A 13369-nucleotide genomic window follows, 5' to 3' on the forward strand; every position below is an offset into this window, starting at 1 on the left:
GGCGCTACGCTTATCAGGCCTACGGTGAACAGCCCGAACCACCTGGAACTCGTTTTAAAAAGGGGCTTTTGGCCCCTTTTTTGTCTTTATTCTGGAGAATTTGTTATGGCGAAAGAATTTGGTCGCCCGCAGCGTGTCGCTCAGGAGATGCAAAAAGAGATTGCTATCATCCTGCAGCGCGAAATTAAAGATCCTCGTCTGGGCATGATGACCACGGTTTCCGGTGTTGAAATGTCACGTGATCTGGCCTATGCCAAAGTGTTTGTCACCTTCCTGAACGACAAAGATGAAGCCGCAATAAAAGCAGGCATCAAAGCGTTGCAGGAAGCCTCTGGCTTTATTCGCAGCCTGTTAGGGAAAGCGATGCGTTTACGTATCGTGCCGGAACTGACTTTCTTCTACGATAACTCATTGGTAGAAGGGATGCGTATGTCAAACCTGGTGACCAACGTGGTGAAACATGACGAAGAACGTCGTGTGAACCCGGACGACAGCAAGGAGGACTAATGAGTCGTCCTCGTCGTCGTGGTCGCGACATTCACGGTGTCCTGTTGCTGGACAAGCCGCAGGGCATGTCCAGCAATGACGTGCTGCAAAAAGTAAAACGTCTTTACAACGCTAATCGCGCCGGCCATACCGGAGCATTGGATCCGTTGGCGACGGGTATGCTGCCGATTTGTCTCGGTGAAGCGACGAAGTTTTCCCAGTATCTGCTTGACTCGGATAAGCGTTATCGTGTCATAGCCCGACTGGGACAGCGGACCGACACCTCTGATGCCGACGGTCAAATCGTGCAGGAACGTCCCGTGACGTTTACCCCGGAACAACTGGCGGCTGCGCTGGAAACGTTCAGAGGTGATATCGAGCAGATACCATCGATGTACTCGGCGCTGAAATACCAGGGTAAAAAGCTGTACGAATATGCGCGCCAGGGTATTGAGGTTCCGCGAGAAGCTCGACCCATTACTGTCTATGAACTGCTCTTTATTCGTCACGAAGGTAACGAACTGGAGCTGGAAGTTCACTGTTCTAAAGGCACCTATATTCGGACCATTATTGATGATCTGGGTGAGAAGCTGGGATGCGGTGCGCACGTGACTTTCCTGCGCCGTCTGGCTGTCAGTAAATATCCGGTTGATCGGATGGTCACCCTGGAGCATTTACGCGATCTTATCGAGCAGGCCGAACAGCAGGGGATTCCTGCCGCCCAATTGCTTGATCCGCTACTGATGCCAATGGACAGTCCGGCTTCGGACTACCCTATCGTTAATCTTCCTTTAACCTCGTCGGTTTACTTTAAAAATGGTAATCCGGTTCGTACGACAGGCGCGCCACCGGAAGGGCTGGTTCGCGTGACGGAAGGCGATGATGGTAAGTTTATTGGGATGGGCGAGATTGATGATGAAGGCCGCGTAGCGCCTCGTCGTCTGGTCGTGGAGTATCCGGCGTAACCCTGCTCAGTCTTGCGATAACAGGACGCTGCGAGTAGAATACTGCCGCTTAACGCCGTGTAAATTTTTTAACAGTTCATGCGGCGTTTACATGGGGTTGCTGAATTAGAGATTGGCACCCTTTCATTTTTTATTATTTTTGGAGTTCATCATGTCTCTAAGCGTTGAAGCTAAAGCTAAAATCGTTTCTGAGTTTGGTCGTGGTACTAACGACAGCGGTTCTACCGAAGTTCAGGTTGCTCTGCTGACTGCACAGATCAACCACCTGCAGGGTCACTTTGCAGAGCACAAAAAAGATCACCACAGCCGTCGTGGTCTGCTGCGTATGGTTTCTCAGCGTCGTAAACTGCTCGACTACCTGAAACGTAAAGATGTTGCACGCTACACCGCGCTGATCGAGCGTCTGGGTCTGCGTCGCTAATTCTTGCGAGTTTCAGAAAGAGGGGGCCTTCATGGCCCCTTTTTTCAAGCTGATGGCAGCAATTCACTGGAAACTAATGTATTGTTGCTAAGTATGATCTTTTGTTGCAGAGGTTCGCGCGGCTAATGAGAGGCTTGACCCGATGACGGGTTAGGATTGTCATTAGTCGCGAGGATGCACTGAAGATCGGGTATTAACGATGGCGCCGGTGGCGCTATCAAAAATTAGAGAAAGGATAGAATTTTGCTTAATCCGATCGTTCGTAAATTCCAGTACGGCCAACACACCGTAACGCTGGAAACCGGCATGATGGCGCGTCAGGCAACTGCCGCTGTGATGGTTAGCATGGATGACACTGCGGTATTCGTTACCGTTGTAGGTCAGAAGAAAGCGAAGCCAGGCCAGGACTTTTTCCCGCTGACCGTTAACTATCAGGAGCGTACCTACGCTGCTGGTCGTATCCCAGGCAGCTTCTTCCGTCGTGAAGGCCGTCCAAGTGAAGGCGAAACCCTGATTGCGCGTCTGATTGACCGCCCGGTTCGTCCGCTGTTCCCGGAAGGTTTCGTCAACGAAGTTCAGGTTATCGCGACCGTGGTTTCCGTTAACCCGCAGGTTAACCCGGATATCGTGGCGATGATTGGTGCTTCTGCTGCGCTGTCTCTGTCTGGGATCCCGTTCAACGGCCCAATCGGTGCTGCACGTGTTGGTTACATCAATGACCAGTATGTTCTGAACCCGACTCAGGACGAACTGAAAGAAAGCAAACTGGACCTGGTGGTTGCGGGTACCGAAGCGGCCGTGCTGATGGTTGAATCCGAAGCAGAATTGCTGAGCGAAGACCAGATGCTGGGTGCGGTTGTGTTTGGTCATGATCAACAGCAGGTTGTTATCCAGAACATCAACGAACTGGTTAAAGAAGCTGGCAAACCGCGTTGGGACTGGCAGCCGGAAGCGGCAAACGACGCACTGAATGCGCGCGTTGCAGCTCTGGCAGAATCCCGCCTGAGCGATGCTTACCGCATCACCGACAAGCAGGAACGTTATGCTCAGGTTGATGTGATCAAATCTGAAGTGATCGCGACGCTGGTTGCAGAAGATGAAACCCTGGACGCTAACGAGCTGGGTGAAATCCTGCACGCAATCGAGAAAAACGTCGTTCGTAGCCGCGTACTGGCAGGTGAACCGCGTATCGATGGTCGTGAAAAAGACATGATCCGTGGCCTGGATGTGCGCACTGGCGTTCTGCCACGTACCCACGGTTCTGCACTGTTTACCCGTGGTGAAACTCAGGCGCTGGTTACTGCAACGCTGGGAACAACACGTGATGCTCAGAATCTTGATGAACTGATGGGCGAGCGTACTGACACTTTCCTGTTCCATTACAACTTCCCTCCGTACTGCGTGGGTGAAACGGGTATGGTCGGTTCTCCGAAGCGTCGTGAAATCGGTCACGGTCGTCTGGCGAAGCGCGGCGTGCTGGCGGTTATGCCGGATATTGAGAAATTCCCGTACACCGTTCGCGTAGTGTCTGAAATCACTGAATCCAATGGATCTTCATCCATGGCTTCCGTGTGTGGTGCTTCTCTGGCACTGATGGACGCAGGCGTGCCGATCAAAGCCGCCGTTGCGGGTATCGCAATGGGTCTGGTGAAAGAAGGCGATAACTATGTTGTTCTGTCTGACATTCTGGGTGACGAAGATCACCTGGGCGACATGGACTTCAAAGTGGCGGGTTCCCGCGATGGGATCTCTGCACTTCAGATGGATATCAAAATCGAAGGTATCACCAAAGAGATCATGCAGGTTGCTCTGAACCAGGCTAAAGGTGCGCGTCTGCACATCCTGGGTGTGATGGAACAGGCGATCAACGCGCCACGCGGCGATATTTCTCAGTTCGCTCCGCGTATTCATACCATTAAGATCAGCCCGGACAAGATCAAAGACGTTATCGGTAAAGGCGGTTCTGTCATCCGTGCGCTGACCGAAGAAACCGGCACCACTATCGAAATCGAAGATGACGGTACTGTTAAGATCGCGGCGACCGACGGTGAGAAAGCAAAATATGCTATCCGTCGCATCGAAGAAATTACGGCAGAAATTGAAGTGGGTCGCATCTACACTGGTAAAGTAACCCGTATCGTTGACTTTGGCGCATTCGTTGCCATCGGCGGCGGTAAAGAAGGTCTGGTTCACATCTCTCAGATCGCTGACAAGCGTGTTGAGAAAGTGACTGATTACCTGCAGATGGGTCAGGAAGTACCGGTGAAAGTTCTGGAAGTTGATCGCCAGGGCCGTGTACGTTTGAGCATTAAAGAAGCAACTGAGCAGTCTCAGCCAGCTGCTGCGCCGGAAGCACCGGTAGCAGAACAAGGCGAGTAAGGTTGCCATTTGCCCTCCGCCATTGCGGAGGGCCTCTGACCCGGCAGGATGCCTTGTTAGCAACCGGGGAACAGGACGTTCATTCAATCGTTGTCTTCGGGAGTGGGAAATGAAGCCTTTTTTGCGCTGGTGTTTCGTTGCGACAGCTCTCACGCTGGCAGGATGCAGCAACTCTTCCTGGCGTAAGAGTGAAGTCCTCGCAGTGCCATTGCAACCGACTTTGCAGCAGGAAGTGATTCTGGCACGCATGGAACAAATTCTTGCCAGTCGGGCTTTAACCGATGACGAACGCGCACAGCTTTTATATGAGCGCGGAGTGTTGTATGATAGTCTCGGTCTGAGGGCATTAGCGCGAAATGATTTTTCACAAGCGCTGGCAATCCGACCAGATATGCCTGAAGTATTCAATTACTTAGGCATTTATTTAACGCAGGCAGGCAATTTTGATGCTGCCTATGAAGCGTTTGATTCTGTACTTGAGCTTGATCCAACTTACAACTACGCGCACTTAAATCGTGGTATCGCATTGTATTACGGCGGTCGCGATAAGTTAGCGCAAGATGATCTGCTGGCGTTTTATCAAGACGATCCCAATGATCCTTTCCGCAGTCTGTGGCTTTATCTCGCTGAGCAGAAGCTCGATGAGAAGCAGGCTAAAGAAACGTTAAAGCAACGTTTCGAGAAATCGGATAAAGAGCAATGGGGATGGAACATTGTCGAGTTCTACCTGGGCAACATTAGCGAAGCAACGTTGATGGAAAGGCTCAAGGCAGACGCAACGGATAACACCTCGCTCGCTGAGCATCTCAGTGAAACCAACTTCTATTTAGGTAAGTACTACCTAAGTCTGGGGGATTTGGACAACGCTACGGCATTGTTCAAACTGGCGGTGGCTAACAACGTTCATAACTTTGTTGAGCACCGATACGCATTGTTGGAATTATCGCTCCTGGGCCAGGACCAAGATGACCTGGCAGAATCGGACCAGCAATAGCTGACGTACACATCAGCCCGTAATCTTTTTGATTGCCATCACCTTCACGGGTGAGGGCGTTGTTGTTCGTTAATACACCTACTTTGAGCCGGTTCACACTTTTCAATGAAAATTGCAGATCAATTTCATGATGAGTTATGTAGACTGGCCGCCATTAATTTTGAGGCACACGTACTACATGGCTGAATTCGAAACCACTTTTGCAGATCTGGGCCTGAAGGCTCCTATCCTTGAAGCCCTTAACGATCTGGGTTACGAAAAACCATCTCCAATCCAGGCAGAGTGCATTCCGCATCTGCTGGGCGGCCGCGATGTTCTGGGCATGGCCCAGACGGGTAGCGGCAAAACGGCAGCGTTCTCTTTACCGCTGCTCAACAATCTTGATCCTGAGCTGAAAGCACCTCAAATCCTGGTGCTGGCACCGACCCGCGAACTGGCGGTTCAGGTTGCTGAAGCCATGACGGATTTCTCTAAACACATGCGCGGCGTGAACGTGGTTGCTCTGTACGGCGGCCAGCGTTATGACGTGCAATTACGTGCCCTGCGTCAGGGGCCGCAGATCGTTGTCGGTACGCCGGGCCGTCTGCTGGATCACCTGAAGCGCGGTACGCTGGATCTCTCTAAGCTGAGCGGTCTAGTACTGGATGAAGCTGACGAAATGCTGCGTATGGGCTTCATCGAAGACGTTGAAACCATTATGGCGCAGATCCCGGAAGGTCATCAGACTGCCTTGTTCTCTGCCACCATGCCGGAAGCAATTCGTCGTATTACCCGCCGCTTTATGAAAGAGCCGCAGGAAGTGCGTATTCAGTCCAGCGTGACGACTCGCCCGGACATCAGCCAGAGCTACTGGACTGTCTGGGGTATGCGTAAAAATGAAGCGCTGGTGCGTTTCCTGGAAGCGGAAGATTTTGACGCGGCGATTATCTTCGTTCGTACCAAAAATGCGACCCTGGAAGTGGCTGAAGCGCTGGAGCGTAGCGGTTATAACAGCGCCGCGCTGAACGGCGACATGAACCAGGCGCTGCGTGAGCAGACTCTGGAACGTCTGAAAGACGGCCGTCTGGATATCCTGATTGCAACTGACGTTGCCGCACGTGGTCTGGACGTTGAGCGTATCAGCCTTGTTGTGAACTACGACATCCCGATGGACTCTGAGTCTTACGTTCACCGTATCGGTCGTACCGGTCGTGCGGGTCGTGCGGGTCGTGCTTTGCTGTTCGTTGAGAACCGTGAGCGTCGTCTGCTGCGTAACATCGAACGCACCATGAAATTGACCATTCCGGAAGTAGAACTGCCGAACGCAGAACTGCTGGGCAAACGCCGTCTGGAGAAATTCGCCGCTAAAGTTCAGCAGCAGCTGGAAAGCAGCGATCTGGATCAATACCGCGCGCTGCTGGCAAAAATCCAGCCGACGGTAGAAGGTGAAGAGCTGGATCTCGAAACTCTGGCTGCGGCACTGCTGAAAATGGCACAGGGCGAACGTACTCTGATCGTTCCGCCAGATGCGCCAATGCGTCCTAAGCGTGAATTCCGTGACCGTGATGACCGTGGTCCGCGCGATCGTAACGATCGTGGTCCGCGTGGCGATCGTCCAGAACGTGGTGGTGAAGACCGTCCGCGTCGTGAACGTCGTGACGTTGGCGATATGCAGCTGTACCGCATTGAAGTGGGTCGTGATGACGGTGTTGAAGTACGTCATATCGTTGGTGCGATCGCTAACGAAGGTGATATCAGCAGCCGTTACATCGGTAACATCAAGCTGTTTGCTTCCCACTCCACCATCGAACTGCCGAAAGGTATGCCGGGCGACGTGCTGCAGCACTTTACGCGCACCCGTATCCTGAACAAGCCGATGAATATGCAGCTGGTTGGCGATGCGCAACCGCACACTGGTGGTGAGCGTCGTGGTGGTGGTCGTAGCTTTGGTGGCGAGCGTCGTGAAGGCGGTCGTGGCGAAGGTCGCGGTTTTGCCGGTGATCGCCGTGAAGGTGGCCGTGGCGACGGTCGTCGTTTCAGCGGTGAGCGTCGTGAAGGGCGTGCGCCGCGTCGCGATGATTCCACCGGTCGTCGTCGTTTCGGTGGTGACGCGTAATTTACGCTGATCAACGCATCCGTACTGTAAAGTAAAATAGACAGCCCCGATATTTATCATCGGGGCTTTTTTTATTTCTTTTGTACTCGTGTACTGGTACTGTGCGACACAATAAAATGCAGTTGCAATATTATTCACTGGAGAGATGGCTGAATGGCAACACTAACCACCACCCAAACGTCCCCTTCGCTGCTTGGCGGCGTAGTGATTATTGGCGGTACCATTATCGGCGCAGGGATGTTTTCCCTGCCGGTGGTGATGGCGGGTAGCTGGTTCTTTTGGTCAATGGCGGCGCTGATCTTTACCTGGTTTTGTATGCTGCATTCGGGGATGATGATCCTGGAAGCTAACCTCAACTACCGGATTGGTTCGAGCTTTGACACCATCACCAAAGACCTGCTGGGTAAAAGCTGGAACGTGGTCAACGGCATATCCATCGCCTTTGTCCTGTACATCCTGACCTATGCCTACATCTCTGCGAGTGGTTCGATTCTGCATCACACCTTTGCCGAAATGTCCTTGAACGTTCCGGCGCGGGCGGCAGGTTTAGCATTTGCGCTGTTGGTGGCGTTTGTGGTGTGGCTGAGCACCAAAGCCGTTAGCCGGATGACGGCGATCGTGCTGGGCGCGAAGGTCATTACGTTCTTCCTGACTTTCGGCAGTTTATTGGGGCACGTGACGCCAACAACGCTGTTTAACGTGACGGAAAGCGACGCATCGTACACGCCTTATCTGTTGATGACCCTGCCATTCTGTCTGGCCTCGTTTGGTTATCACGGCAACGTACCGAGCTTGATGAAGTATTACGGCAAAGATCCGCGCACTATCGTGAAGTGCCTGGTCTACGGAACGCTACTGGCGCTGGTGTTGTACACCGTCTGGTTGCTGGGGACGATGGGCAATATTCCACGCCCGGAATTTATCGGCATCGCACAGAAGGGGGGTAATATTGATGTGTTGGTACAGGCGCTGAGTGGCGTACTGAACAGCCGAAGCCTGGATCTGCTGCTGGTGGTGTTCTCTAACTTTGCGGTAGCGAGCTCTTTCCTCGGTGTTACGCTGGGCCTGTTTGACTATCTGGCGGATCTATTTGGTTTTGACGACTCCGCATTGGGCCGCTTTAAAACGGCATTGCTGACCTTCGTTCCGCCTATCATTGGCGGCCTGCTGTGGCCGAACGGTTTCCTGTACGCTATCGGCTATGCAGGACTGGCGGCGACCATCTGGGCGGCTATTGTTCCGGCACTGCTGGCGCGAGCGTCACGTAAGCGCTTTGGCAGCCCGAAGTTCCGCGTTTGGGGTGGCAAGCCGATGATTGCGTTGATTCTGGTATTTGGTGTTGGCAATGCGCTGGTGCATATCTTGTCGAGCTTTAATCTGTTGCCAGTGTATCAGTAACGTTGTTGTGCCGGATGGCGGCTGCGCCTTATCCGGCCTACTTGATTCTGTAGGCCTGGAAAGCGAAGCGCCACCGGGCAAAACAACGCGCTACCCCACCAACTCTTCTTTCACATCCATCGCCAACCCAAATGAGTGTAGCCGCGCCTGGTGATCGAAAATTTGTCCGTTGACCATGATCTCATCCGCCAGGGTTTCACGCAGGATGGATTCCAGACCGTGACGTACTTTTGCTTTATCTCCCACCAACGACATACTCAGCGCCTGCTGGACGCCATACTGTTCGGAGGCGGACCACAACGGATGCATATTTTCTACTGGCGGCGGCAGTTGCCCTGTCTCGCCACGACGTAATTTGACGAATGCCTGCTGCATCGAGGTAAACAAGAATTCGGCATCACGGTTGCTGTCGGCGGCGATAATATTGATACACACCATGGCATAGGGCTTCTCAAGACGCTCAGACGGCTTAAACTGCGTGCGGTACAAATGCAGCGCCTGGAACAGCATATCTGGCGCGAAGTGAGAGGCAAAAGCAAACGGCAGACCGAGTTGCGCGGCCAACTGAGCACCATACAGGCTGGAGCCGAGCAGCCATACAGGGATTTTCTCGCCGTAGCCGGGGATCGGGCGTACCAGCGGATTCGGATCGCGGGCGTCGAACCAGTCCACCAGTTCGGCCACGTCGCGCGGGAAGTTATCGATATCGCTGCTCATATGGCGACGCAGCGCGCGCATTGTCGGTTGATCGCTGCCCGGTGCGCGACCTAATCCTAAGTCGATACGCCCCGGATAAAGTGTGTTGAGCGTACCGAACTGCTCCGCAATCACCAGCGGGGAATGGTTTGGCAACATGACGCCGCCGGACCCCAGGTGGAGGGTGGTCGTGTTCGCTGCCAGATAGCCAATCAGTACCGAGGTTGCCGCACTGGCAATACCGGTCATGTTGTGATGCTCTGCCAGCCAGAAGCGACGATAGCCACGTTTTTCTGCCAGCCGGGCGAGATCCAGAGAGTGCGAGAACGCTTCTTTGGCACAGGAACCTTCGGGGATCGGCGCCAGGTCCAGCACCGAAAAGGGAATAGTTTTGTCTGTCATAACAGCTCACTTTGTCGACGGTGAATCATTTAATACTGCATTAAAATTTGATTACCGTTGTTAACAAAGTGAGCTTTTTTACGCCTGTAACTCCAGACCAGCGAGACGCTTCCAGTAACCGTTACAGTCGCTGTGCGCCGTCAGAGGCAGCGGCGAAAGGCCATTTTCGTTGGCGCGGAAGGCGTCGAGCATGGCGAACGTCTCTGTGCCAAGCGGCGACAAACGTACGATATCGACCAACCCTTGCATGGAGTTCAGTTCATTTCCGAGGTTGTAGACGTACCCACTCATCGTCTGAATCCCGTTGAGCACGAATACCTGCTGATTCTCCTGAGACAACACATTGCGGCCATTCGGATAGTGGATACAGCAAGTTTCACACTCATCCTTCGGGCGGTCTTCCGAACGGGCGGTAAAGCAGCGGGCTGAATAGGCCAGCGGCAAATGACCGTAGCTTAACACTTCCACTTCAAACTGCTGGCGAATGCCCAGTTCATCGCATTGGTTGAGCAGATTCACCAGCCAGTCGCGTGAAAGCTCTACCGGCATACACCAACGCACCATCCCCTGTTTGAGCAGCAGACGCAGCGTCACGGCGTTGTAGCAGTTGAGCGCATGTCCGGCGACAAACGGCAGTTTGCGTTCAGCGCACATGTTTACGACGCCGAGATCGCTGGCTTCCAGCAGGAAGTCGCCATTTTCGACATAACGCTTCAGTTCGCCCAGTTCAGACGAGGCCTGAACCAGCGCCAGCGTTGAAAGCACAATCTGCTTGCCGCTTCCGGCGAGCGATTTTGCCATATCCAACCAGTCGCCGACTTTGGTTGCGCGACGCTTACTACAAACCGCCTCGCCGAGATAAATCACGTCGGCTTTGCTGGTGGCAGCGTGCTGATAAAACGCTTCCAGCGTCTCTTTCGGCCAGTAATACAACACCGGCCCTAAGGAATATTTCATTGCTTTTCTCACTGCCATTTACGGTGATATGCACCAAGCGTTGTTTGCGTGCCTTCGGACATCGAACCGAGTGTTTCCATCCATGCGCTTTGCGGGACAAAGTTTTGTGGGTCAGCTTTACAGCGATCGATCGCCTGACGCCACACTTTCGCCACCTGACTAACGTAGGCCGGGCTACGCTGGCGGCCTTCGATTTTCACTGAGGCGATATTGGCGGCCAGCAGTTCCGGCAATAGCTCTAACGTATTGAGGCTGGTCGGTTCCTCCAGCGCATGATAGCGTTCACCATCCACCAGATAGCGGCCTTTACACAGGGTTGGGTAACCTGCATTCTCACCGTCCTGATAGCGGTCAATCAGCACTTCATTCAGACGGGATTCCAGACCCTGTGGCGTTTGCTGCCAGCGTACAAATCGGGCTGGAGAACACGCGCCAACGGTATTGGGCGATTCGCCTGTCAGATAAGAAGAGAGATAGCAACGGCCTTCTGCCATGATGCACAGGCTTCCGAAAGCAAATACTTCCAGTGGTACAGGCGTTGCGCGCGCAAGCTGTTTAACCTGATGAATCGACAGTACGCGTGGGAGGACAACACGCGCAACGTCGAAATTGCGATGATAAAAGTTCACCGCCTCCTCATTGGTGGCAGATGCCTGAACAGAGACATGGCGCTCAATATGGGGGTAACGAACTGCTGCATACTCAAGCATCGCAAGGTCGGCGAGAATCAGCGCATCTGCACCGAGTTGTGCCGCCATATCCACAGCGCGCTGCCAGCGGGCGTAACCGTCCGGGTGCGCAAATGTGTTAATCGCGATGTGCAGCTTACGGCGATGTTGATGAACAAAACTCACCGCTTCCTGCAATTTTTTCTCGGTAAAGTTAAGGCCGGCGAAGTGGCGGGCGTTGGTATCGTCTTTCAGCCCGATATAAACGGCATCAGCGCCGTTCTCAATGGCCGCCTTAAGCGCCGGGAGATTTCCGGCAGGGCAGAGCAGCTCCATAATTTATCCTGAAGATTGCGCCGCCTGGGACGCATAATTGTTAACGAACAGGGATTTTAGTTAACCTTGCTGCGACAATTTTTGATTTAAGGCAGTTAAAGTCGTATTGGTAACACCAATAGCGGGGTCGCAATTTCACACGTAATTGTTGATTTACGCCGCCATGTTGTTTATCTGATATGGCAAAATAGCAGGACTAATGAAACAGGGAGTAAAGCTCGTGTTGGAAAAACTGCGTTCACGCTTAGTACATGTTGGTCCTTCTCTGATGAGTGTACCGGTTAAACTGACGCCCTTTGCGTTAAAGCGCCAGGTTCTGGAACAGGTCCTGAGCTGGCAATTTCGCCAGGCGCTGGCAGATGGGGAGCTGGAGTTCCTCGAAGGTCGTTGGTTAAGTATTCATGTTCGTGATATTGGCCTCAGATGGTATACCTCTGTTGAGAATGGCAAACTTATCGTCAGCCAGAATGCTGAAGCCGACGTGAGTTTTAGTGCCGACGCCAGTGATTTGCTGATGATCGCGGCACGTAAACAGGATCCGGATACGCTTTTCTTTCAGCGCCGCCTGGTGATCGAAGGTGATACCGAGTTAGGGCTGTATGTGAAAAACCTGATGGATGCGATCGAACTGGAGCAGATGCCAAAAGCGTTACGCGTTATGCTGATGCAGCTGGCAGATTTTGTTGAGGCGGGCATGAAACACTCGCCAGAAACTAAACAGACATCGGTAGGTGAACCATGCTGATTCGAGTAGAAATTCCCATTGATGCCCCTGGTATTGATGCCCTGTTACGCCGTTCGTTCGAAAGCGATGCGGAAGCGAAACTGGTCCATGACCTGCGTGAAGACGGTTTTCTGACGCTGGGTCTGGTTGCCACTGACGATGAAGGTCAGGTGATTGGTTACGTTGCGTTCAGCCCTGTTGATGTGCAGGGCGAGGATCTGCAATGGGTTGGGATGGCGCCGTTGGCGGTGGATGAAAACTACCGTGGGCAGGGGCTGGCTCGTCAACTGGTCTACGAAGGACTGGATTCGCTTAATGAGTTCGGCTATGCCGCCGTAGTGACGTTAGGTGATGCGGCATTATACAGTCGCTTTGGTTTCGAACTGGCTGCGCATTACGATCTGCATTGCCGCTGGCCGGGAACAGAAAGCGCCTTCCTGGTTCACCGACTGGCAGAAGACGCGCTAAACGGTGTCACGGGTCTGGTGGAATATCACGACCATTTCAATCGTTTTTAAGCGAAAGGGTTTGCAGGCTGGCTAACAACGCCTCAAACCCTTCTCCCTTCGCCACCAGACGCTCTTTCTGGGGTTTTGTCAGTTGCTTGACCCGATATTCCATGCGCAGGGCGAGAGAGCGATCGCCGACTTGTGCTGAAAATACCAGCGTCAATTCCCCTTTCCCGCGTAACGCTTTTGCCCCTTTCCCACTTTGATGTTGTCTGTAACGGCGATCCACATCGGTGGTTATCCCTGTGTAGAGCGCGTTGTCTGCGGTGCGGATGAGATAAAGATACCAGGGTGTCATTGAATGATCATATGTTAACGTTCAGGCGCTCAGTATAAGAG

14 protein-coding genes are annotated in these 13369 nt (G+C 53.1%); 10 read left to right on the forward strand and 4 right to left on the reverse strand.

Annotation, left to right across the window (positions count from 1 at the left end; all coding sequences use genetic code 11):
* The first annotated feature begins 105 nt into the window (after positions 1–105).
* The 8 genes from rbfA (at position 106) to mtr (ending at position 8738) form a co-directional block, all read left to right on the forward strand.
* Positions 106–507 (forward strand): 30S ribosome-binding factor RbfA, encoded by a 402-nt coding sequence (gene rbfA, locus CJP72_RS02760; protein WP_162379373.1) that lies wholly within the window; start codon positions 106–108, stop codon positions 505–507.
* Entirely contained in the window at positions 507–1451 is a 945-nt protein-coding gene (gene truB / locus CJP72_RS02765; RefSeq protein WP_162379374.1) for a tRNA pseudouridine(55) synthase TruB, read from the forward strand. The genes rbfA and truB overlap by 1 nt, the downstream gene beginning before the upstream one ends.
* 151 nt (positions 1452–1602) lie before the next feature.
* The gene (gene rpsO / locus CJP72_RS02770) at positions 1603–1872 is read left to right on the forward strand and encodes a 30S ribosomal protein S15 (RefSeq protein WP_003861789.1); all 270 of its coding nucleotides are present in this window, start codon (positions 1603–1605) and stop codon (positions 1870–1872) included.
* A gap of 243 nt (positions 1873–2115) precedes the next feature.
* Positions 2116–4251, forward strand: coding sequence for a polyribonucleotide nucleotidyltransferase (gene pnp, locus CJP72_RS02775; protein ID WP_162379375.1), 2136 nt, complete (start codon positions 2116–2118; stop codon positions 4249–4251).
* A gap of 109 nt (positions 4252–4360) precedes the next feature.
* A complete protein-coding gene (nlpI, locus tag CJP72_RS02780; RefSeq protein WP_162379376.1) occupies positions 4361–5245 on the forward strand; it encodes a lipoprotein NlpI in 885 nt (294 codons plus the stop codon).
* A 105-nt stretch (positions 5246–5350) separates the two neighbouring features.
* The gene (gene yrbN, locus CJP72_RS02785; protein ID WP_010723222.1) at positions 5351–5431 is read left to right on the forward strand and encodes a protein YrbN; all 81 of its coding nucleotides are present in this window, start codon (positions 5351–5353) and stop codon (positions 5429–5431) included.
* On the forward strand, positions 5424–7340 hold the full coding sequence (gene deaD, locus CJP72_RS02790) for an ATP-dependent RNA helicase DeaD (RefSeq protein ID WP_162379377.1): 1917 nt from the start codon (positions 5424–5426) through the stop codon (positions 7338–7340). Before yrbN ends, deaD begins: the two co-directional genes overlap by 8 nt.
* Before the next feature lie 153 nt (positions 7341–7493).
* The gene (gene mtr, locus CJP72_RS02795) at positions 7494–8738 is read left to right on the forward strand and encodes a tryptophan permease (protein ID WP_162379378.1); all 1245 of its coding nucleotides are present in this window, start codon (positions 7494–7496) and stop codon (positions 8736–8738) included.
* Positions 8739–8828: 90 nt separating this feature from the next.
* On the opposite strand, the gene CJP72_RS02800 is transcribed toward mtr, so the two are convergent.
* From CJP72_RS02800 to ubiU, 3 genes are all read right to left on the reverse strand, one after another.
* A complete protein-coding gene (locus tag CJP72_RS02800; protein ID WP_162379379.1) occupies positions 8829–9836 on the reverse strand; it encodes a luciferase-like monooxygenase in 1008 nt (335 codons plus the stop codon).
* 78 nt (positions 9837–9914) lie between these two features.
* The gene (locus CJP72_RS02805; RefSeq protein WP_162379380.1) at positions 9915–10793 is read right to left on the reverse strand and encodes a U32 family peptidase; all 879 of its coding nucleotides are present in this window, start codon (positions 10791–10793) and stop codon (positions 9915–9917) included.
* Between the two features lie 8 nt (positions 10794–10801).
* Positions 10802–11797 carry a ubiquinone anaerobic biosynthesis protein UbiU gene (ubiU, locus tag CJP72_RS02810; protein WP_162379381.1) on the reverse strand — a complete coding sequence of 332 codons (996 nt, stop codon included), beginning with the start codon at positions 11795–11797 and terminating at the stop codon, positions 10802–10804.
* Positions 11798–12017: 220 nt separating this feature from the next.
* On the opposite strand from ubiU, the gene ubiT reads away from it, so the two are divergent.
* Together ubiT and CJP72_RS02820 are read left to right on the forward strand one after the other, a co-directional pair.
* Positions 12018–12542 (forward strand): ubiquinone anaerobic biosynthesis accessory factor UbiT, encoded by a 525-nt coding sequence (gene ubiT, locus CJP72_RS02815; protein ID WP_162379535.1) that lies wholly within the window; start codon positions 12018–12020, stop codon positions 12540–12542.
* Positions 12536–13039 carry a GNAT family N-acetyltransferase gene (locus CJP72_RS02820; protein ID WP_162379382.1) on the forward strand — a complete coding sequence of 168 codons (504 nt, stop codon included), beginning with the start codon at positions 12536–12538 and terminating at the stop codon, positions 13037–13039. The genes ubiT and CJP72_RS02820 overlap by 7 nt, the downstream gene beginning before the upstream one ends.
* Here the strand turns inward: CJP72_RS02820 and CJP72_RS02825 are convergent.
* Entirely contained in the window at positions 13026–13328 is a 303-nt protein-coding gene (locus CJP72_RS02825) for a GIY-YIG nuclease family protein (protein WP_162379383.1), read from the reverse strand. The genes CJP72_RS02820 and CJP72_RS02825 overlap by 14 nt on opposite strands.
* Between the last annotated feature and the right edge of the window lie 41 nt (positions 13329–13369).

It is taken from the genome of Citrobacter sp. NCU1, from assembly GCF_010231475.1.
In the GTDB taxonomy this organism is placed as follows: domain Bacteria; phylum Pseudomonadota; class Gammaproteobacteria; order Enterobacterales; family Enterobacteriaceae; genus Citrobacter_D.

Bases quoted from the DNA above. Each gene is read 5' to 3' on its own strand.
- rbfA (WP_162379373.1), top strand. From the start codon at position 106: ATGGCGAAAGAATTTGGTCGCCCGCAGCGTGTCGCTCAGGAGATGCAA.
- truB (WP_162379374.1), top strand. From the start codon at position 507: ATGAGTCGTCCTCGTCGTCGTGGTCGCGACATTCACGGTGTCCTGTTG.
- rpsO (WP_003861789.1), top strand. From the start codon at position 1,603: ATGTCTCTAAGCGTTGAAGCTAAAGCTAAAATCGTTTCTGAGTTTGGT.
- nlpI (WP_162379376.1), top strand. From the start codon at position 4,361: ATGAAGCCTTTTTTGCGCTGGTGTTTCGTTGCGACAGCTCTCACGCTG.
- yrbN (WP_010723222.1), top strand. From the start codon at position 5,351: ATGAAAATTGCAGATCAATTTCATGATGAGTTATGTAGACTGGCCGCC.
- deaD (WP_162379377.1), top strand. From the start codon at position 5,424: ATGGCTGAATTCGAAACCACTTTTGCAGATCTGGGCCTGAAGGCTCCT.
- mtr (WP_162379378.1), top strand. From the start codon at position 7,494: ATGGCAACACTAACCACCACCCAAACGTCCCCTTCGCTGCTTGGCGGC.
- CJP72_RS02800 (WP_162379379.1), bottom strand. From the start codon at position 9,836: ATGACAGACAAAACTATTCCCTTTTCGGTGCTGGACCTGGCGCCGATC.
- CJP72_RS02805 (WP_162379380.1), bottom strand. From the start codon at position 10,793: ATGAAATATTCCTTAGGGCCGGTGTTGTATTACTGGCCGAAAGAGACG.
- ubiU (WP_162379381.1), bottom strand. From the start codon at position 11,797: ATGGAGCTGCTCTGCCCTGCCGGAAATCTCCCGGCGCTTAAGGCGGCC.
- CJP72_RS02820 (WP_162379382.1), top strand. From the start codon at position 12,536: ATGCTGATTCGAGTAGAAATTCCCATTGATGCCCCTGGTATTGATGCC.
- CJP72_RS02825 (WP_162379383.1), bottom strand. From the start codon at position 13,328: ATGACACCCTGGTATCTTTATCTCATCCGCACCGCAGACAACGCGCTC.